This is a genomic window from Variovorax sp. WDL1, assembly GCF_001541225.1.
Classification (GTDB): Bacteria; Pseudomonadota; Gammaproteobacteria; order Burkholderiales; family Burkholderiaceae_C; genus Variovorax.
Genome location: NZ_LMTS01000218.1, coordinates 1 through 18,532, shown reverse-complemented (window position 1 = coordinate 18,532; position 18,532 = coordinate 1). Strand labels below are relative to the sequence as shown.

The following is an 18,532-nucleotide window of genomic DNA, read 5'->3' as shown; positions in this document are numbered from 1 at the left end:
CGACATGAAGATCGGATTCATCGGCCTGGGCATCATGGGCGCGCCGATGGCGCATAACCTGATGCAGGCCGGCCACGAGATGATCGTGCGCACCCGCAGCAAGGTGCCGGATGCGCTGAAGGGCGCCACCGTATGCAAGACCAACGCCGAGGTGGCCCGCGCGGCCGAGGTGGTGATCCTCATGCTGCCGGACACGCCCGACGTCGAGCAGGTGCTGTTCGGCGAGGAGGGCGTGGCCGCCGGCCTGGCCAAGGGCAAGCTGGTGATCGACATGAGCTCGATCTCGCCCATCGACACCAAGCGCTTCGCCGCGAAGATCAACGAGCTCGGCTGCGACTACCTGGACGCGCCGGTCTCGGGCGGCGAGGTGGGCGCCAAGGCGGCCAGCCTGACCATCATGGTCGGCGGACCGGAGGCGGCGTTCGAGCGTGCGAAGCCGCTGTTCGAGAAGATGGGCAAGAACATCACGCTGGTGGGCGGCAACGGCGACGGCCAGACCACCAAGGTGGCGAACCAGATCATCGTGGCGCTCAACATCGCCGCCGTGGGCGAGGCGCTGGTGTTCGCGAGCAAGGCGGGCGCCGATCCGGCCAAGGTGCGGCAGGCGCTGATGGGCGGCTTCGCGGCCAGCCGCATCCTGGAGGTGCATGGGGAGCGCATGATCAAGCGCACCTTCAACCCGGGCTTCCGCATTGCGCTGCACCAGAAGGACCTGAGCCTGGCGCTGGCCGGCGCGCGTTCGATGGGGGTTTCGTTGCCGCAGACCGCCTCGGCGGCGCAGCTGATGCAGTCCTGCGCCGCGCACGGCTGGGACCAACTGGATCACTCGGCCCTGGTCAAGGCGCTCGAGCAGATGGCGGCGCACACGGTGGCGCCCGACGGCGAGTAGACGCGGCGGGCCGCGTCAGCCGCGCAGGTACGACAGCGCGAAGAGGATGGCGGCGAGCGCGATGCCGGCACGGGTGACGTAGATCCCGAGCTTGGCGGCGACCGGGTCTTGCGGCTGCAGGATGGCGGGCTTGGTGTCCATGTGGGTGGCTCCGAAGAGAGAGAGGGTCGAGGTCATCGTAGGCACGAAGTGCGCGCTTGCCTATCGGCCGAACGATCCAGCGGCCGTTTGGCCGGGCGCCAACCGTGCATTGCGTCACCGTTGTGCAACGAACCTTCTCCTGGGCCGTGAATGCATCGCGGCGAGGGAACCGAAGCGAGAGGGCAGCCACGTACAGGGGTCTGGACTCTCACGCGAAGGAGCTTCACGGTGAATGCTGAGTTGCGCCACGGCCTCGATCTGTACCTGGCCTCTGTCTCGCACCCGCCGGCCAGTGTCGATGGCGATGGCAGCGTCATGTTCGACGCATCGGAGGAATTGGAAGCCTGCGCCGCCATGCTCCCGGACGGCCGAGTCGAACTGTTCGCCGCCGCCGGCTATGTGAGCGCCGAGTTGCTGCAGACCATCCTAAGGGCCGACGAATACGACGACTTCGACGAGGAACTTCCGCGCCACGAGGCGGATGTCATGGCTCGCTGGACGGGTGACGGCGCGCATTGGGCCGTCGACGTCGATCGGGGCACGGGTTTGCTCACGTTGTCGATGTTCGTTCCGGCGATTCCGGGCGATACGGCCACGTGGGCGGCTGTCCTGGACGCGTTCGGGCGCAGCGCCGTGTCATGGAGCGCGCGCCTTCAACGCGAGGCGCCGGATGTGTTGCCGATTCCGGGTGCCGGGTTGGATGACATCGATTCCAGTGCGCTTCTGCGCTGCTGAACGCAGCGGTCGCGTTGCTGGTCGACGGTCGAAAATTTTCAATTCGCTTCAGAGGACACACTCCATGGAATCTCGATCTCTTTCTCGTTCAAGCAGTAAGTCTGACCTCGGACTGCCGCGCAACAACTCGACGCAGCGGGCGCCGAGTTCGCCTCAGGAGCGATGGGGCAAACTCAAAACGGCGCGCCCCGAATTGCCCAAACCCAATCGAGGCAAATTTCGCGAACGAAGGCCTGCCAAACCACCCGAGCCCTTGTCGCGCCAAGACTGCGGCGACGAATGGAGAATGGTGAACTTCTACCTTGATGATGTCTCTGGCCTGACCCTTCAGGACAAATACACGAAATTTGTCGCGGCTTCGAGGCTGGGAGAGGAGGCGACCAAGCCCCTTGCCAATGCCATCGGCCACCTGATGCAAAAGGGCCTCGTTCAAGCGGCGCGCAAGCTGATGGACATGTGCAAGGCATCTGCGCTGCCCTCCTTGCTGAGCCTGTGCTCGCCCGATCACGTCGAAAAGTTGACCGGCAACACTGGAAAAGTCGGCGAAGGCAGCGAAGACGCCATGAGGGTCAAGGTGCTCACCGCCATGCGCAGCGGGAACCTATCCGGGGCCTACAGGCTTCTGTCGCTTTGCTCGGCCGACACATCAGCGAACTTGAGTACGCTGTTGCCGCCGCTGGATGAAAAGATGGTACGGGCCCTGGACATCGATGCGCTGGTCGATGCCTTGCACGTGACGCTGGTGCGAATCCGGCCGGCAGACGAGGCTGCGCGCCAGAACGAGCTGACCTCACTCTTGTCGATTGCCGACCGTGTCGACCCCGCGCGAATGGTCGCGATGCAATGCGTTATCGGCTTGAGCGATGGTCCGCAAGAGCTGCGAGACCTGGCTCTCCTGCCACAGCTAAGCTTGGAATTGCTCCAAGCACTACCGAAGAGCCTGCAAGCCGATGTCTTGCATCTCGCCGTGCAGCAAGCAATGAATTCACCAGAACAAAGGGAGAGCCTGCTAGAACTGGCATTGACGTCCGGCAACCTGACTACGGCCGCAAGTCTGATGCATGACTCGCCGGATCCGGAGTTTCCTCAAAAACTTTTCGGGGCTGTCCTCAAAAGGCTTGAGTTGGCCGGCTTCAAGGTCGGACAAAAGCCTTTCACCTTCGACATCAAGGATCTCGGGCCGGCGAATTCCGAGACCGAAGCCGCGAAGAAGGAGCAGCGGACGCTGACGGCGCAGAAGATGGCCATCGTGCTCCTCATGACGGGGGAGCCGTATCACGCCGAGGCCGCTCGGAGGATCATCTCGACGATCAATGCAGAGCCGGTGCAGCAACAGGCATTCATTGGGGAGCTGATCGACCGACTCGGGTTTGGACGTGGAACCTTGAGCGAGACAATGGCCAATGCGCTGCCAACGCTCTGCAGCGACGATCACGCCCTCATACTCGACATCGTCCTGGCGACGGAGGAAGGTGAAAAGTTGGTCGCGCAAGCCGCGGTGAAGTGCCTTTTGGGAGATGACTGCAGCGGCGACACTGCCGCCTCGCTATTCGACAAGCTCGCACATCGCGTTCCCATTCTGCACGTCTTGCCAAATATCCAGTCCACACTGAACTGGGATGTGGATGGGAGTTTCATTGGTGTTGCGGCAGGTCCGATGCTGACGGACATGATTGCCGTGGCAAAGAATCTGAAGATAGACAGACTTGTCACGTTTGAACCCGCGCCTGGTTGGGTCTCCGGCTGGAGGTCACTGGGGTCGATCGTTCTGGATCATCGCCAAAACAGGCCTGATGACCTTATTCATGATTCCTATCGACTGCTCGCAGCCAGACTCATCGATGCTGCAGCAACCCAGTCCGACGATGTCTTGAAGCTGATGGAGCTCATGGATTTCAAGCCTCAGGAGAGGCTGGCAGACATGATTGCCAATGGCCTGTTGTCCGGTGACGCGTTGCGAAATGTCATGCTCGCCATGATGAGTAATCCGGAGTTGCTCTCACGCACGCTCGCCGCGATAGACGGACTTGGGACGGCGGACCTGCAGCGCTTGGCATTCACAGAAATTGTGCGAGCGCTCATCGCCCTTCCAAAGGAGCGCTCTGACGATGCCGGGGCAAAGTCCGCAGCTCAAGCGGTCTATAAAAGCGCAGTTTTCGACCAAGTGAGGAAAGAGATCCACGCCATCGACAACGAAGCCTGGCCCCAATTCCTGTCGAGATTCCCCAGCACCTAAGCCGGCACCCCGTCGATGCCGGGCCGGTCCCAATGCCGGTGCTTGGCGATCGCCGCGACGAAGTCGTGCGCGATCTTCACCGCAGCCGTGTTGTCGCCGAGATTGGTGGTCGGCGTCGCGGCCACCACGACACCGGGCGGGAACGCATTGGCGTCGGTGCCGATGCCGAGCATCGACAGCAACTGCACGCCCTCGCCCACGGTGCAGATGGCCTTGCAGTGCTTGTAGGCTTCGAGCACGAAGTGCACCGCGTCGCCGTTGCGCGCCATGGCCTCGGCACCCGGCGCGCCGGCCGGCACCAGCACCGCGTCGAACATCACGGAGGGCATGGCGAGGAAGGTGGCGTCCACCTCGAGCTGGCGCTTCGACGCGCTGGTGACCGTGCCCAGCCGCGGCCCCACCACCTTGCACTGCGCTCCGGCCTGTTCGATGGCCTCGCGGATCGGCTTGAGCGAGGCCGAGTCGATGCCGTCCATCGCGAGGATCGCGACCTGGCGGGTCTTGATCGAGCCGTCGCCGGTGTCGACCATGCGCAGCGCCGGCGACTCCTCGATCGGCAGCTTCATCCTGTGCTCGCGATACCCGGCGCGGCCGGCGGCCGCCTTGGGATCGGGGGCGCCGATGCCCAGCGGCTCGGCCACCCGGCGTGCCAGCTTCTCGTCGACGAGCGCAAGGTTGTCGACCATGCGCTGGCGGATGATCGGCGCCGCGACCTTCGAGAGCTCGAAGCGGAAGGCCGCGATGATGTGTTCCTTCTCGGGCACGCTCTGGCTATTGAAGAACAGCCGCGCCTGGGTGAAGTGGTCGTCGAAGCTGGGGCTGCGGCGGCGCACCTTCGGCGTCTCGATCTCCTCGGGGAAGGACTGGAAGCCCGCGCTGCCGCCGTCGATGCGGAACTCCTTGCCGTCGTTCAGCGAGTGCGGCTCGTAGGCCACGTGGCCGCGCGCGATGGCCTGGCGGTGCATGCCGTCGCGCTGGAAGTTGTGGAAGGGGCAGACGCTCTTGTTGATCGGCAACTCGTGGAAGTTGGGCCCGCCCAGCCGCGAGAGCTGGGTGTCGGTGTACGAGAACAGGCGCCCCTGCAGCAGCGGGTCGTTGGTGAAGTCGATGCCGGGCACCAGATGCCCCGGATGGAAGGCGACCTGCTCCGTCTCGGCGAAGAAGTTGTCCGGATTGCGGTTGAGCACCAGCCTTCCGATGCGCTGCACCGGCACCATCTCCTCGGGAATGAGCTTGGTCGGGTCCAGCAGGTCGAAGGGCAGCGAATGCTCCTTGTCCTGGGGGATCATCTGCACGCCCAGCTCCCATTCGGGGAAGTCGCCGCGCTCGATCGCCTCCCACAGGTCGCGGCGATGAAAGTCCGGGTCCTTGCCGGAGATCTTCTGCGCTTCGTCCCAGGCCAGGCCGTGGATACCCAGCTTGGGCTTCCAGTGGAACTTGACGAAGTGGCTTTCGCCGCGCGCGTTGACGAAGCGGAAGCTGTGGACGCCGAAGCCCTCCATCATGCGCAGGCTGCGCGGGATCGCGCGGTCCGACATGATCCACATCAGCATGTGGGTGGTCTCGGGCATCAGCGAGGCGAAGTCCCAGAAGGTGTCGTGCGCGCTCGCGGCCTGCGGCATCTCGTGGTGTGGCTCGGGCTTGACCGCATGGATCAGGTCCGGGAACTTGATCGCATCCTGGATGAAGAAGACCGGGATGTTGTTGCCCACCAGGTCGTAGTTGCCCTCGCGCGTGTAGAACTTGACGGCGAAGCCGCGCACGTCGCGCACCGTGTCCGCCGAGCCGCGCGAGCCAGCCACCGTGGAGAAGCGCACGAAGACCGGCGTCTTGACCGAGGGGTCCTGCAGGAAGTCGGCCGAGGTGAACTGCGACATCGACTTGTAGACCTCGAAGTAGCCGTGGGCCGCCTCGCCACGCGCATGCACCACGCGCTCGGGGATGCGCTCGTGGTCGAAGTGCGTGATCTTCTCGCGCAGGATGAAGTCTTCCAGCAGCGAGGGCCCCCGCACGCCCGCGCGCAGCGAGTTGTGGTTGTCGGGGATCTGGACGCCCTGGTTGGTGGTGATGCGCGGGGTGTTCTCGGCGATCGATTCGGCCAGCTGTTCCAGCTTGTCGTTGCTGCCGTTCGTCGGCTTGGGGCGGCGGCTGCCGGAGGGCTTCTTCGCAGGTGTCATCGGGCGTTCCTTCGGTTGTTCCGGAGCGCCGCGGCATCAGCCGGCATCAAAGAAGACGTCCAGGGCGTTGACCACGACCGCGAGGCCGGCGATGCCGGCCACTGCCACCACGGACCAAAGGATGACGTCGTCGATCCAGGCCCCATCAAGTCCGCTGAACAGCGAGGAAAGCTCCATGATTCGCTCCGAGTCATTGTGGTGGGTATGGTGGGAATGCGTGGGGGCACGGCCGACAGGCAAGCAGGAAATCAAAGCGGCCGCGTACAGATACGGAGCTTAGGCTGCGCGGGGGCAGACCTCCGTAGTGGCCGCGCACTCGTGTCTGTGGGAAGGGCCAGCGCATCGCGGTAGGACCCAACTGACGGATTCGAAGTCCGGCCTACGCGCAGTCGCGCTGCACGGTACGCACGGATCTTGCGTCGCCTCTTAGGATGCGTGCTCGCTTCGCCTCTCTTCCATCTTGACCCCCGCCCACCCCATACAGCCATGCTCATCCGAATCGGCTTCGACATCGAACTCGGCGTGAGCGCGCCGACTGCCTTGATCTACATGTTGCAGGTGCATCCTTCGCGGGCCGGCGACATCGTCGGGAGCGAGAACATCACCATCAGTCCGCCGCTCGCGACCGACTTCTACCGCGACGGCTTCGACAACCAGTGCGCACGGGTTCGCGTGCCCGCGGGCGTCACGCGGGTGCGCCTGCGCAACGAGGCACAGGTCTTTGACAACGGCTGGCCCGACCCGGTGGACCTCGGCGCGGTCGAGCACATGCCCGACCAGCTGCCGGTGGAAACCCTGCGCTTCCTGCTGCCGAGCCGCTACTGCGAGGTGGACGGCGAGCTTCTGGCCTTCGCCTGGAGCCGCTTTGGCCAGTTGCCCAAGGGCTGGTCGCTGGTGCAGGCGATCTGCGACTACGTGCACCAGCACCTGGTCTTCGACTACCCGAGCGCGCGTCCCACGCGAACCGCGCTGGAGGCGTGGCGCGAACGCGTAGGCGTCTGTCGCGACTTCACTCACCTCGCGATCACGCTGTGCCGCTGCATGAACGTGCCGGCCCGCTACGTCACCGGCTACCTCGGCGACATCGGCATTCCTCCAGTGCCGTACCCGATGGACTTCAGCGCCTGGTTCGAGGTCTACCTCGGCGACCGCTGGTGGACCTTCGATGCCCGGCACAACACGCCGCGCATCGGCCGCATCATGATCGCGCACGGCCGCGACGCGGCCGATGTACCGATCACCATGGTGTTCGGCGAGCACACGCTGGAGCGCTTCGAGGTGGTGACCGAGGAAGTGTTGGGCTGACGGTCAGGGCGCGTCCGGCGGCGCGTAGCCGAGCGTCTTCATGGCCGCAGCCAGCCCCTTGCGGCTTTTCTCGATCGCTGCCCAGGGCTTGTTGCCGACGACCAGGCGCTCGCCGATGGTGCGCACGTTCCAGTGCGCGGCGCTCTGCAGCATCGGCAGCTCGTCCCATTCGACCGGCACGGAAACGCCAAGGCCCGGCCGCGAGCGCGCCGACCAGGCGCTGACGGTGGTCGCGCCGAAGCCGTTGCGCAGGTAGTCGACGAAGATCCGGCCGACCCGGTTGCGCGGCCCGCTCTTGGCGACGAAACGCTGGGGAATGGTCTCGGCCAGGTGGATCACCAGCGCCTGCGCGAAGCCCTTGACCGCATCCCAGCCGTAGTGTCGCCGTATCGGCACCATCACGTGCATGCCCTTGCCGCCGCTGGTCTTCAGGAAGGCCGGCAGCGCCAGCTCGTCGAGCAGGGTGCGCACCAGCAGGGTCGCCTCCTGCATCGCGGCCCAGTCGACCCCTTCGCCGGGGTCGAGGTCCAGCGTGATGCGATCCGGCCGGTCGATGGCGTTGGACGTGGCATTCCAGGTGTGCAGCTCCACCACATTCATCTGCGCGGCGGAGAGCAGGCCTTGCACGCTGTCGATCTGCAGCAGCGGTTCGTGCTCGGGGTCGAGCGCGGGGTCCAGCAGCTTCACGCCCGGCATCTCGTTCCTGCTCGCATGCTTCTGGAAGAAGAGCTCGCCGCCCACGCCCTCCGGGGCGCGCACCAGCGCAACGGGGCGGCCCTTCAGGTGCGGGATCATGAGTGCTCCCACCTGGTCGTAGAAGGCGACCAGCTCGCCCTTGGTGACGCCGCTGGTCTTGTCGATCACACGCTCGGCATGGGTGATGTGCAATGCCTTCATCGATGGGCTCGCTTCATGGTCGGGAGGGTTGTTGGCCGGGGCTTGCGCGAGTTCGCGCCGGATCTGCGAGGCGGGCTTGTCGCTGCGCAGGCCCTGGAACACGGCCTGGCGCACCCTCCCGTCGCGGGTCCATTCGCCGAACGCGACCTCGGCCACCAGGCTCGGCTTGACCCAGTGCGCCTTGACGCCCGCCGGCCGCTTCTCGAAGGGACATTCGTCGCTCGCCAGCCGGTCGAGCCTGGCCTTGATGTCGGTCAGCCGGCCGGCGTCGAAGCCGGTGCCGACATTGCCGCAGTACTGCAGCTGGCCCTGGTCGCCGTACACGCCCAGCAGAAGCGAGCCGAAGCCCGTTCGCGAGCCCTGGGGCGCCGTGTAGCCGCCGATCACGAATTCCTGCCGCCGCTGGTTCTTGAGCTTGATCCAGTCCGCCGAGCGGCGCGACACATAGGGCGAGCCCTTGCGCTTGGCGATGATCCCCTCGAAGCCCAGCTCCGCCGAGGACGCCAGCAGCTCGCGCGGCGCGGCCTCGAAGGCCTGGGACAGCCGCAGGCCGGCCGGCGGCTTCGTGCCCAGCAGCTTCGCGAGCCGGGCCCGGCGCTCTCCCACGGGCAAGGCGCGAAGGTCTTCGCCATCAAGGAAGGGTGCATCGAAAAGCCAGTACACGATGTCGGCCGTCGAGCGGCGATCGAAGGCGTTCTGCAGCGCCTGGAAGTCCGGCGCGCCGCTCTTGCCGGCCACCACGATCTCGCCGTCGAGCCAGGCCGATCGCGTGGGCAGCTTCGCCAATGCCTTCGCCAGGGTCGGCAGCTTCGATGTCCAGTCGTTGCCGTTGCGCGTGATGCACCGCACCTGGTCGCCCTCGATGCGGGCCAGCAGGCGGTAGCCGTCGAACTTGAGCTCGTAGAGCCAGTCATCGGGCACTGCGGGCGGCGCCGACGCCAGCGTGGCGAGCTCCGGCTCGAGGCGCTCGGGCAGCGCGGCCGTGGGGCGCTTCGGCGCTGTGGCCTTGCGGGGCGCGCGGGCAGGCCCGGGCTCGGGGCCGGGCTCGGCGTCGGCCTGCCGGCCGTAGGTCACCGCCGGCGGGTGGTCGACATCGCTGCCGCTCAGCACGCTGTCGGGCTCGGCCTCGACGATGTCGTAGTCCGCGAGCGGGCGCGCCTCCCCGTCCTGTTCCTTGATCAGCAGCCAGGGCTCCTGCTTCTCGCCCTTGCCGCGCATGCGAACCAGCGTCCAGCGGCCGCGCAGCTTGTCGCCGCGCAGCTCGAACTTGAGCTTGCCCTCGGCCAGGCCGCGCGCCGCATCGCCCTCGGCCTCCCACTGGCCGCGGTCCCAGACGATCACGGTGCCGGCGCCGTACTGGTGCGGCGGGATGGTGCCTTCGAAATCGGCATAGGACACCGGATGGTCCTCGACATGCACCGCCATGCGCTTGACTGACGGATCGAGGCAGGGTCCCTTGGGCACGGCCCAGCTCTTGAGCGTGCCGTCGAGTTCGAGCCGGAAGTCGTAGTGGAGCTGGCGGGCATGGTGCTTCTGCACCACGAAGGCATGGCCGCCCCGGCTGGCGCGGCCGACCTGGTGCGGCTCCGGGGTCTTCGCGAAATCGCGCTTGCTGCGGTAGGGCGCCAGCGCCTTGTCTGCACGAGGGCTTTTCGCCACGGCGGCGCCTCAGGCTGCCTTGCGGCGCGTGGCCGCCTTGCGTGCGGGGGCGCGCTTGCGGGCCGCGCGCTTGGCGGCCGGCTTGCGGGCCTTGGACGGCGCGGGCTCGTCGCCGGCTTCCGGGCTTGTCTCGGCCGTCTTGCCGCCCTTGCGCAGGCTGCGCTGCAGCAGCTCGGTCAGGTCCAGGATCTTCGCGCTCGGGCGGGCGCCGTCCTGCTCCTCCATGGGACCGAGCTTCGTCACCGATTCGGTCTTGCCCGCTTCGACCTTGCGGTCGACCAGGCGCAGGATCTCGTCCTTGAAGGAGTCCTTGAAGGCTTCGGGGTCCCAGTCGGAGCTCATGTCCTCCACCAGCTCGGCAGCCATCTTCAGCTCCCGTTCGGCGAGGCCGGCCTGCCTGGCGTTCTCGGCGGGCAGCGGCAGGTCTTTCCAGGGGCGGATGTCGGCACCCCAGCGCAGCAGGTTCAGCACCAGGCCAGGCCCGACGGGCACCAGGGCCGCGAGGTGCTGCTTGGTCTGGATCACCACCCGCGCCACGCCGATCCGGCCGGTGCGCCGCAGGGTCTCGCGCAGCAGCGCGTAGACCTTGCCGCCGCGGTTGATCGGCGCCAGGTAGTAGGGCCGCTCCAGGTAGACGAACGGGATGCTGTCGGCCGGCACGAAGGTCTCGATCTCGATCGTCTGCGTGGTGCGTGGATAGGCGTCGGTGATCTCCTGGTCGCTCAGCACCACGTACTGGCCGTCGTCGACCTCGACGCCCTTCACGATCTGCTCGCGCGCGATCTCCTTGCCGGTCTTCTTGTTGATGCGCTTGTAGCCCACCGGGTCCATGCTGCGCTTGTCGAGCCAGTCGAAGTCGATGCTGTGGTCGACAGTCGCCGAATAGAGGGCGACCGGGACGTGGACCAGGCCGAAGCTGATCGCGCCTTTCCACAGGACGCGGGGCGCGGGAGTCTTGGTCTTGGCTGCAGGCATGGCGATTCTCCGGAAAGCTACCGTAGGGCGGCCATGCCGGCGCGCATGTAGGAACGCGGCGGTGCCCCGCGTCAGGGCTGGACGCTCTGCGCGGCGGCTCGGGCGGCTGGCCGCCGCAGGTCGCGCTCGCTCTCGACTGCGAAGTAGAACCACTCGGTCCCGGGCAGCGCCTGCGCGTTCGGGAACACGATGTAGCCGTCGCGCTCGGCCGCCAGCACGCTGCCGTCGGCCCGCACGCCGATGGGCTCGCCCTTTGCCACCGGGTCGAAGGTCGCCCATTCGCGTACGAACTGGTCGTCCTCGCTGTCGCGGTCGGTCACGCTGATCAAGCGCAGCAGCACGGGCGCCGCCGGCGGCTCGGCGCGCGGATCGGCCGCGATCATGCCCAACAGGCGCAGTGCCGCATGGATGGCGCGGTGCGCGACCTCGGGCGCCGCCGGGTCCTGATGCTGGCCGCATTCGAGCGTGACGCCGTAGCCGCCGCGGCTGCGCATGTATTCGTTGGTGCCCCAGCCGAATGCCAACGCGGCCTCGTCCGCCGCCTTCCCGCCGGCGCGCTGCGCCAGGCCGGCCGCATAGATGTCGAGCCAGCCCTCGACCACGCGCCGCGTGCCCATGTGAAGCGCGAGCCGCCCCTCCTCGAAGGCGCGGGCGAAGGGCTCCAGCGTGCCGGCGTTGTCGCGCGGGCCGATCATCGCGAAGGCCTCGCCCTCGCTCTGGAAGGAATGCAGGTCCAGCAGCACGTCGTGGCGCTCGAGCAGTGGGCACAGCAGGTCGGTGATGCGGGCCTCGTAGTCGGACGGGGCCTGGCCCGTGGGCGTTGGCTTGAACAGGCGGTTGAGGTTGCGCTCGCCTTCGCGCCGCATCAGCCTGCGCGCCAGCGGGTTGGCCACGGGCACCAGGGTGAGCTGGCCCCGCAGCAGCTGCAGGGCGCCGCTGTCGAGCTCGGCCAGGGCACGCTCGATGCCCACGGTGCCGCAGGTTTCGTCGCCGTGCACGCCGCCCAGGACGATCAGCCTCGGCCCGGGCTCGAGGGAGGTGAAGCCGTGGATGCGAAGGAGGTCGGGTGCGGGTGGCTGCTGCTCGCTCATCTCGCCGCTGATCCTACAGGGCGGCGCATGGGGGTCCTACCGGGCTTTCCGCGATGGCGTGCCACAAGGCGGAATGACTAAGGAGAGCAAAGCCATGGCCAGCAAGAAGGCGCCCGCGAGGACCGATCCGCTCAAGGACGCGGGCGGCGGCAAGACCAAGACCGAGCAGGGCGGCGAGTCGGCTCCGCGCCTGCCACACGAGCGAGACGAGTCTTCCGACAGCCAGCAGAACCAGGACGGCTCCGAGATCGGCCGCAAGGCGATGGAAGACGTGGAACGCGGCGTGGTCGATACCGATCGCGGTCCCGAGGCCGACCGCGTCTACAACGAAAAGGTGAGGCGCTAGGAGCTGGATTCGAGGCGTGTGCGCATCTCGGCGATCACGCCCGCGTAATCCTTGGCATTGAAGATCGCGCTGCCGGCGACGAAAGTGTCGGCGCCGGCATTGGCCACGCGGGCGATGTTGTCGGTCTTGATGCCGCCATCGACCTCCAGGCGGATGTCGCGCCCGCTGGCCTCGATGCGCTTGCGCGCCAGTTCGATCTTGCGCAGCGCCGAGTCGATGAAGCTCTGGCCGCCGAAGCCCGGGTTCACGCTCATGATCAGGATCAGGTCGATGTCGTCGATGGCCCAGTCCAGCGGCTCCAGCCCCGCGCCCGGATTGAACACCAGCCCCGCCTTGCAGCCTGCCGCCTTGATGGCCTGGATGCTGCGGTGCGTGTGGGGTGATGCATCGGGATGAAAGCTGATGTAGTCGGCTCCGGCCTGGGCAAAGGCAGCGGCCAGCGCATCTACCGGCTCGATCATCAGGTGCACGTCGATCGGCACCGGCGTGCCGCCGGCCGTCTTCGCATGGGGCTTGAGCGCCTGGCAGACCATGGGGCCGAAGGTGAGGTTCGGCACGTAGTGGTTGTCCATGACGTCGAAATGGATCCAGTCGGCGCCGGCGGCGATCACATCGCTCACTTCGGCGCCGAGGCGCGCGAAGTCGGCCGAAAGGATGGAAGGGGCGATCCGGAAGGTGCGGCTGCTGCTCATGGGCGTGGATTGTCGCAGGCTGTCTTTCATCCGTTGTTAACATCGCCCCGATGTCCAGCCAACCGATCAACGTCCAGGTCGACCCGCGCTACCTGCCGGACCAGTCTTCGCCCGAAGACCGGGTCTACACCTTTGCCTACACGATCACCGTGACCAACACGGGTCGCGTGGCGGCGCAGCTGATCTCCCGGCACTGGCTCATCAACGACGCGACAGGAAAGACGCAGGAGGTCAAGGGCCTCGGCGTGATCGGCCAGCAGCCGCTCCTGGCGCCGGGGCAGTCCTTCCGCTATACCAGCGGATGCCGGCTGCAGGCGCCCAGCGGTACCATGCATGGGAGCTATTTCTTCGTGACCGAGCACGGCGAGCGCTTCGACGTCGCGATTCCCGTGTTCGTGCTGGAAGCCGACACGGGCGGCCCGCCCGTCTCGCGCGTGCTGCACTGAACGCAACCTTCTTCCTCGAGCATGAACGCCCCGTGCGCTCTGCTCGATGCGCGGCCCCTGCCCGGCGCCCGCGCCCTTGTTTGAACAGATTGGCCTGATGAGTTCTTTCATTCCCCACGACCTGCTGGGTTTCTGGTCCGAGTGGGTGCGGCCCTCGGCGGGCCTGCCCACGGTGCTGTGGTCGCTGCTGCTGGCCGCGGCCGCCGCGGCCGGCCACCTGGTGCAGCGCTATACGGGCATGCCCAAGGTGGTCGGCTACTCGGTGGTCGGCACGGTGGTCGGCCTGGCGGGCTTCGAGGGCGCGATGTGGCCGCTGCAGGGCATCAGCCTGTTCCTGCTCGAACTCGGCGTGGCGATCGTGCTGTTCGAGGCCGGTGGCCGGCTGCCGTTGCGCTGGTTCCGCCACAACCCGATGGTGCTGGTGCAGAGCCTGCTCGAAGCCACGCTGACCTACTTCGGCGTGTTCTGGGTGCTCCACTGGATGGACGTGCCCGACCCGGTGGCCAACCCGATCGCGCTGATGGCGATCGTGGCGTCGCCGGCGGTGCTGAGCCGGGTGGTGATGGACACCCGCGGCTCCGGCCCGGTGACCGAGCGCGCGCTGACGCTGGCGACGCTCAACACCTTCTACGCGCTGGCGCTGGGCTATGCGCAGGCCGGGCTGATCGAGCACGCGCCGCTGGGCCTGTTCCAGAAGCTCTACCCCGTGGCGGTGGTGCTGGGCCTGTCCTTCGTGGTGGGCGCGCTGATGGCGTTGTCGCTGCGCTCCGCGCTGCGCGTGATGAGCCCGGCCAGCGAGAACACCTCGATCCTGCTGCTTGCGATCATCGCGGCCGGCGCCGCGCTGGCCGCGCATTTCGGTGGCTCGGCCCCGCTGGCGGCGCTGATCGGCGGCGTGCTGCTCAAGGCGCTGCATCCCAAGCCCTGGGTCTGGCCGCGCCAACTTGGCACCGCGGCCTCGCTGCTCACCATGCTGATGTTCGTGCTGGTGTCGGTGGTGGCGGCGCAGGCCGACTGGAGCCTGCCCGTCGCCAGCGTGGTGCTGGCGGTGATCAGCGTGCGCACGATCGCCAAGGTCGCGGGCGTGGCCATCGCCAACCCCGGCAGCGGCGCGAGCTGGCGCCAGGCCCTGTGGGTGGGCTGCGCAATGTCGCCGCTGTCGTCCATCGCACTCCTGATCACCTCGGCCTTCGTCACCGCCTCGCCGCTGCTGGGTGCGATGATCACGCAGATCGCGCTGCCTGCCATCCTGCTGATGGAGGTGCTCGGCGCGGTGCTTGCCACCGTCGCCATCCACGGCGCAGGCGAAAGCTCCAGGCCCTGGTTGCCCGAGGCCTTCAGCGTCACGGAGGACACGCAGCGATGAGTGCAGCGCCCAAGCAAGCTCGCGGCCTCTCCGGGGGCAGCCATGACACCAAGTGCAAAGCGTGGGGGTCGACATGAGCGTCTTCGAAACCGCCCGGCCGGCCGATGGAACGCCGCCGATCCCCGGCTCTCCGGAGAGCCGCGTGGTGCCGCTGGAGCCCTTCAACAAGTCGGTGGCGCTGTCGCTGGGCGTCGAGCTCGAGCTGCAGCTGGTCAACACCCACGACTACGACCTCGCGCCCTATGCCGAGGACATGCTGCGCCTGATGGCGCAGACCCCGCTGCCCGGCAGCGTGGTGCCCGAGATGACCTCGAGCATGATCGAGATCTCGACCGATATCTGCCACTCGGCCAAGGACGTGGCGGCGCAGCTCACGCCCATCCGCGACGCGCTGGTGAAGAATGCCGACAAGCTCAACATCGCGGTGGTGGGCGGCGGCACCCACGCCTTCCAGCAGTGGCACGAGCGGCGCATCTACGACAAGCCGCGCTTTCGCGAGCTGTCGGAGCTCTACGGCTACCTCTCGAAGCAGTTCACCATCTTCGGCCAGCACGTGCACATCGGCTGCCCCGATGCCGACGGCGCCCTGCTGATGCTGCACCGCATGTCGCGCTACATCCCGCACTTCATCGCGCTGTCGGCGTCCTCGCCCTTCGTGCAGGGGCAGGACACCCAGTTCGACTCGGCGCGGCTCAACTCGGTCTTTGCCTTCCCCCTGTCGGGCCGCGCGCCCTTCACCCTCAGCTGGCGCGAGTTCGGCAACTACTTCGAGCGCATGACCCGCACCGGCGTCGTGCGCAGCATGAAGGACTTCTACTGGGACATCCGGCCCAAGCCCGAGTTCGGCACCATCGAGATCCGCGTCTTCGACACCCCGCTCACGGTCGAGCGCGCCGCGGCGCTGGCCGGCTACGTGCAGTCGCTGGCCGCGTGGTTCCTGCAGGAGCAGCCCTTCACGCCGACCGAGGACGACTACCTGGTCTACACCTACAACCGCTTCCAGGCCTGCCGCTTCGGGCTCGACGCGGTTTACGTCGACCCGGCCACCGGCAGCCACATGCCGCTGCGCGACCACATTCTCATGACCATGACCCAGCTCGAATGGCACAGCGAGGCGCTGGATGCCACCGAGGCCCTGGGCCAGCTGCGCACCAGCGTGGAGGCCAACCGCAACGACGCGCGCTGGCTGCGCGAGCGCCAGGCCAAGGAGCGGCTGCTGGCGGAGGTCGTGCGGCAGGCGGCGAAGCGCTTCCGGCACGGATGAGGGCGATGACGGTGGGCGAGTTCGACCTCATCGACCGGTACTTCAAGCGTTCGGCCGCGCGTTCTCCTCTGGGTATAGGGGACGACTGCGCGCTGCTCGCGCCGGCACCCGGCATGCAGCTCGCGGTGTCCACCGACATGCTGGTCGAGGGCCGCCATTTCCTCTCGACCGTGGACCCCGTGCACCTGGGTCACAAGGCGCTGGCGGTCAACCTGAGCGACCTGGCGGCCTGCGGCGCGAAGCCGCTGGCCTTCACCCTCGCGCTGGCGCTGCCCGCGGTGGACGAGGCCTGGCTCGAGGCCTTCTCGCGCGGCCTGTTCGCGCTGGCCGACGCGCACGGCTGCGAGCTGGTCGGCGGCGACACCACGCGGGGGCCGCTGAATCTCTGCATCACCGTCTTCGGCGAGGTGCCGGCCGGCGCAGCGCTGCTGCGTTCAGGCGCCAAGCCGGGGGACGAGCTCTGGGCCAGCGGCACGCTGGGCGACGCACGGCTCGCGCTGGAGGTCTTTCGCGGCACGCTGGCGCTGCCGGCCGAGGCCTTCGAACAGGCGCGCAGGCGCATGGAGGAGCCCGAGCCGCGCGTCGCGCTGGGCCAGGCGCTGCGCGGCATCGCCAGTGCCGCCATTGATCTGAGCGATGGGCTTGTTGGCGATCTCGGCCATATCCTTGCCGCCAGCGGCGTGGGCGCCACGGTGGATGCGGATGTCGCCTGCGGGCTCATCGGCATCCCTGCCGCGGCCACGCTGGACCCGGCGCTGCGCCGCAGTTGCGCGCTCGCAGGCGGCGACGACTACGAGCTGCTTTTCGCCGCGCCGGCCTCTGCTGCCGCCGCCGTGCTCGAGGCCGCACGGCAGAGCGCCACCCCGGTCGCGCGCGTCGGCCGCATCGAGGCGGCGCCCGGCTTGCGCATCGTCGATGCACAGGGCACGCCGCTCTCGCAGAAGTTTGCGGCGTTCGATCATTTCCGGGCTTAGCTCGAACTGGTTGGCGTGGGTCCAGCGCCGACCGGATCGGATTTGAGCAAACTGGCCAGCGCACCCAAAGCCGGAGAGACAAAGCTGTTGGCGAAGCGAGAGGTCAATCCGCCAGGGGATTTCACCAGATTCGCGCGACAAAAAGCGAGTATGTTTTTGCGAGAGGCTCGACTAGAGTCCGCGGCACCAAAAATAATCGAGCTTCCCCAATGAACAAGAAGACCGCTGCATTGCCAGCGCATGCATCGAGATCGCTCGCATCGATGCCATGCGATCGCCATGTGCTGGCGCGTACGTGGGGAACAATCCCGCGAACCGGACGGATCCATCCGGGCTGAAAGCCAGCGAGGCAGCAGCGCTCGCTGCTGGCGTTGGCGGTGCGTCCGCGTTTCCTGTTGCTCCGCAGTCGAACGTGCAAGGCACGCCCCTTGGAAACTGGATCGACAATTCGCCAATCCACGATCCGCCGCTTGAGGGCGTCTATCGCGAGCAGTTTCTCATCGGTGGCGGACTGGGAGTACTAAGAGGGGCAGCACAGGCGGCTGCGAAGGGAATGGGTAGTGCTGCGGCAAAGGGGAGCAAGAATTACATCGACGCGTATCGCGCAGTTTCGAAGGCAGAGGCTGACGACATCGCGACGCATGGCTTCCGACCCCACCCAGAAGGGCGTTCAATGGGAGACAAGTGGTTCTCGGAAACTCGGCAGGGTGCCGAGCAGTTCCGCCAGACTTATCCTGAGTTGCAGGACGTTGTCACAACGAGAGTTCCGCGGAATGTCTACGACTGAAGTTTTAGGCATCCCAACATCGACAACACTGGTCCCGGATTCTGCGTTCAATGCGCGGACCTCGGACTTCTTCCGAAGCCTTGAATGACAGGTGCGATGAAAACCGATCTAATTGTTGACTTTATATGGGTTCCGCCAGATCTGGGCGGACATAGCGCAGACCCGTACTCGGGAATGCGCCTGTCCATCCGCTGGCAACGGTATATCGACGCATACCTTCAGTGCATCCGAGATGTCGAGTGTCAAATGATCGCTTTTGACTCAATTACCTCAAGGGGCAAAGCCGTATGTTCTTTATCTTCCGAAGCGGAAGTACAGGCAGAGTGGCTCCAAGAAGGGCAATTGGTCGAGTTGCTCAATGGATTCCGAGTCTTGGCAGTGGGAAAAATTACATCAAGATAGCCCACAACGCCGGGCGGCGCTTGGGCATCCTTGATGCGTGGTCTTTCTCAAGCAATGACTTCAAAATTCCTCAGTAAAGGGCTGGCGAGCCCTATCAATCGGTTGTGCTGCGGCTTCACCCTGCTCGAACTCCTGGTCGTCCTCGTCATC

18 protein-coding genes are annotated in these 18,532 nt (G+C 66.6%); 11 read left to right on the top strand and 7 right to left on the bottom strand.

The window, feature by feature from the left end; genetic code table 11:
* Nucleotides 1–4 precede the first annotated feature (4 nt).
* Nucleotides 5–889: a 2-hydroxy-3-oxopropionate reductase gene (locus APY03_RS27140; protein WP_068681745.1), complete on the top strand. Its 885-nt coding sequence runs from the start codon at nt 5–7 to the stop codon at nt 887–889.
* A gap of 15 nt (nt 890–904) precedes the next feature.
* Here the strand turns inward: APY03_RS27140 and APY03_RS45410 are convergent, their stop codons facing one another.
* Nucleotides 905–1,030, bottom strand: coding sequence for a hypothetical protein (locus tag APY03_RS45410; protein WP_269475632.1), 126 nt, complete (start codon nt 1,028–1,030; stop codon nt 905–907).
* 228 nt (nt 1,031–1,258) lie between these two features.
* Between APY03_RS45410 and APY03_RS27135 the strand changes: the two genes are divergently transcribed.
* Together APY03_RS27135 and APY03_RS27130 are read left to right on the top strand one after the other, a co-directional pair.
* Nucleotides 1,259–1,765: a hypothetical protein gene (locus APY03_RS27135; protein WP_068681743.1), complete on the top strand. Its 507-nt coding sequence runs from the start codon at nt 1,259–1,261 to the stop codon at nt 1,763–1,765.
* A gap of 64 nt (nt 1,766–1,829) precedes the next feature.
* Complete coding sequence (locus tag APY03_RS27130) at nt 1,830–4,001, top strand: hypothetical protein (RefSeq protein ID WP_146039431.1); 2,172 nt, start codon at nt 1,830–1,832, stop codon at nt 3,999–4,001.
* Here the strand turns inward: APY03_RS27130 and katE are convergent.
* Nucleotides 3,998–6,178: a catalase HPII gene (gene katE, locus APY03_RS27125; RefSeq protein ID WP_068681740.1), complete on the bottom strand. Its 2,181-nt coding sequence runs from the start codon at nt 6,176–6,178 to the stop codon at nt 3,998–4,000. The two genes, APY03_RS27130 and katE, sit on opposite strands and share 4 nt — an antisense overlap.
* A 36-nt stretch (nt 6,179–6,214) precedes the next feature.
* On the bottom strand, nt 6,215–6,355 hold the full coding sequence (locus tag APY03_RS42750) for a hypothetical protein (RefSeq protein WP_174262771.1): 141 nt from the start codon (nt 6,353–6,355) through the stop codon (nt 6,215–6,217).
* Between the two features lie 309 nt (nt 6,356–6,664).
* Here APY03_RS42750 and APY03_RS27120 point away from each other — a divergent pair, with 309 nt between their 5' ends.
* Nucleotides 6,665–7,483 carry a transglutaminase-like domain-containing protein gene (locus APY03_RS27120; RefSeq protein ID WP_068681738.1) on the top strand — a complete coding sequence of 273 codons (819 nt, stop codon included), beginning with the start codon at nt 6,665–6,667 and terminating at the stop codon, nt 7,481–7,483.
* Nucleotides 7,484–7,486: 3 nt separating this feature from the next.
* Here the strand turns inward: APY03_RS27120 and ligD are convergent, their stop codons facing one another.
* The 3 genes from ligD to APY03_RS27105 form a co-directional block, all read right to left on the bottom strand.
* A complete protein-coding gene (gene ligD, locus APY03_RS27115; protein WP_068681736.1) occupies nt 7,487–10,039 on the bottom strand; it encodes a DNA ligase D in 2,553 nt (850 codons plus the stop codon).
* Between the two features lie 9 nt (nt 10,040–10,048).
* Nucleotides 10,049–11,014, bottom strand: coding sequence for a non-homologous end joining protein Ku (gene ku / locus APY03_RS27110; protein ID WP_068681734.1), 966 nt, complete (start codon nt 11,012–11,014; stop codon nt 10,049–10,051).
* A gap of 71 nt (nt 11,015–11,085) precedes the next feature.
* Nucleotides 11,086–12,105 carry a succinylglutamate desuccinylase/aspartoacylase family protein gene (locus APY03_RS27105; RefSeq protein ID WP_068681732.1) on the bottom strand — a complete coding sequence of 340 codons (1,020 nt, stop codon included), beginning with the start codon at nt 12,103–12,105 and terminating at the stop codon, nt 11,086–11,088.
* 94 nt (nt 12,106–12,199) lie between these two features.
* On the opposite strand from APY03_RS27105, the gene APY03_RS27100 reads away from it, so the two are divergent.
* Nucleotides 12,200–12,451 (top strand): hypothetical protein, encoded by a 252-nt coding sequence (locus APY03_RS27100; protein WP_068681730.1) that lies wholly within the window; start codon nt 12,200–12,202, stop codon nt 12,449–12,451.
* Here APY03_RS27100 and rpe read toward each other — a convergent pair.
* Nucleotides 12,448–13,143: a ribulose-phosphate 3-epimerase gene (gene rpe, locus APY03_RS27095; RefSeq protein ID WP_068681728.1), complete on the bottom strand. Its 696-nt coding sequence runs from the start codon at nt 13,141–13,143 to the stop codon at nt 12,448–12,450. The genes APY03_RS27100 and rpe overlap by 4 nt on opposite strands.
* Before the next feature lie 50 nt (nt 13,144–13,193).
* Here rpe and apaG point away from each other — a divergent pair, with 50 nt between their 5' ends.
* The 6 genes from apaG to APY03_RS45735 form a co-directional block, all read left to right on the top strand.
* Nucleotides 13,194–13,589, top strand: a complete 396-nt coding sequence (gene apaG, locus APY03_RS27090) for a Co2+/Mg2+ efflux protein ApaG (protein ID WP_068681727.1) — start codon at nt 13,194–13,196, stop codon at nt 13,587–13,589.
* A 97-nt stretch (nt 13,590–13,686) separates the two neighbouring features.
* Nucleotides 13,687–14,955: a cation:proton antiporter gene (locus APY03_RS27085; RefSeq protein WP_068681844.1), complete on the top strand. Its 1,269-nt coding sequence runs from the start codon at nt 13,687–13,689 to the stop codon at nt 14,953–14,955.
* Between the two features lie 145 nt (nt 14,956–15,100).
* Nucleotides 15,101–16,219, top strand: a complete 1,119-nt coding sequence (locus tag APY03_RS27080) for a YbdK family carboxylate-amine ligase (RefSeq protein WP_068681842.1) — start codon at nt 15,101–15,103, stop codon at nt 16,217–16,219.
* 11 nt (nt 16,220–16,230) lie between these two features.
* The gene (gene thiL, locus APY03_RS27075; protein ID WP_068681840.1) at nt 16,231–17,193 is read left to right on the top strand and encodes a thiamine-phosphate kinase; all 963 of its coding nucleotides are present in this window, start codon (nt 16,231–16,233) and stop codon (nt 17,191–17,193) included.
* 295 nt (nt 17,194–17,488) lie between these two features.
* The gene (locus APY03_RS41830; protein WP_146039432.1) at nt 17,489–17,980 is read left to right on the top strand and encodes a hypothetical protein; all 492 of its coding nucleotides are present in this window, start codon (nt 17,489–17,491) and stop codon (nt 17,978–17,980) included.
* 435 nt (nt 17,981–18,415) lie between these two features.
* A partial coding sequence (locus APY03_RS45735) for a prepilin-type N-terminal cleavage/methylation domain-containing protein (RefSeq protein ID WP_157103468.1) occupies nt 18,416–18,532 on the top strand: 117 nt, incomplete at its 3' end.

Excerpts from the sequence above, each read along its gene's own strand:
- APY03_RS27140 (WP_068681745.1), top strand. The coding sequence starts at position 5 with ATGAAGATCGGATTCATCGGCCTGGGCATCATGGGCGCGCCGATGGCG.
- APY03_RS45410 (WP_269475632.1), bottom strand. The coding sequence starts at position 1,030 with ATGGACACCAAGCCCGCCATCCTGCAGCCGCAAGACCCGGTCGCCGCC.
- APY03_RS27130 (WP_146039431.1), top strand. The coding sequence starts at position 1,830 with ATGGAATCTCGATCTCTTTCTCGTTCAAGCAGTAAGTCTGACCTCGGA.
- katE (WP_068681740.1), bottom strand. The coding sequence starts at position 6,178 with ATGACACCTGCGAAGAAGCCCTCCGGCAGCCGCCGCCCCAAGCCGACG.
- APY03_RS42750 (WP_174262771.1), bottom strand. The coding sequence starts at position 6,355 with ATGGAGCTTTCCTCGCTGTTCAGCGGACTTGATGGGGCCTGGATCGAC.
- APY03_RS27120 (WP_068681738.1), top strand. The coding sequence starts at position 6,665 with ATGCTCATCCGAATCGGCTTCGACATCGAACTCGGCGTGAGCGCGCCG.
- ku (WP_068681734.1), bottom strand. The coding sequence starts at position 11,014 with ATGCCTGCAGCCAAGACCAAGACTCCCGCGCCCCGCGTCCTGTGGAAA.
- APY03_RS27105 (WP_068681732.1), bottom strand. The coding sequence starts at position 12,105 with ATGAGCGAGCAGCAGCCACCCGCACCCGACCTCCTTCGCATCCACGGC.
- APY03_RS27100 (WP_068681730.1), top strand. The coding sequence starts at position 12,200 with ATGGCCAGCAAGAAGGCGCCCGCGAGGACCGATCCGCTCAAGGACGCG.
- rpe (WP_068681728.1), bottom strand. The coding sequence starts at position 13,143 with ATGAGCAGCAGCCGCACCTTCCGGATCGCCCCTTCCATCCTTTCGGCC.
- apaG (WP_068681727.1), top strand. The coding sequence starts at position 13,194 with ATGTCCAGCCAACCGATCAACGTCCAGGTCGACCCGCGCTACCTGCCG.
- APY03_RS27085 (WP_068681844.1), top strand. The coding sequence starts at position 13,687 with ATGAGTTCTTTCATTCCCCACGACCTGCTGGGTTTCTGGTCCGAGTGG.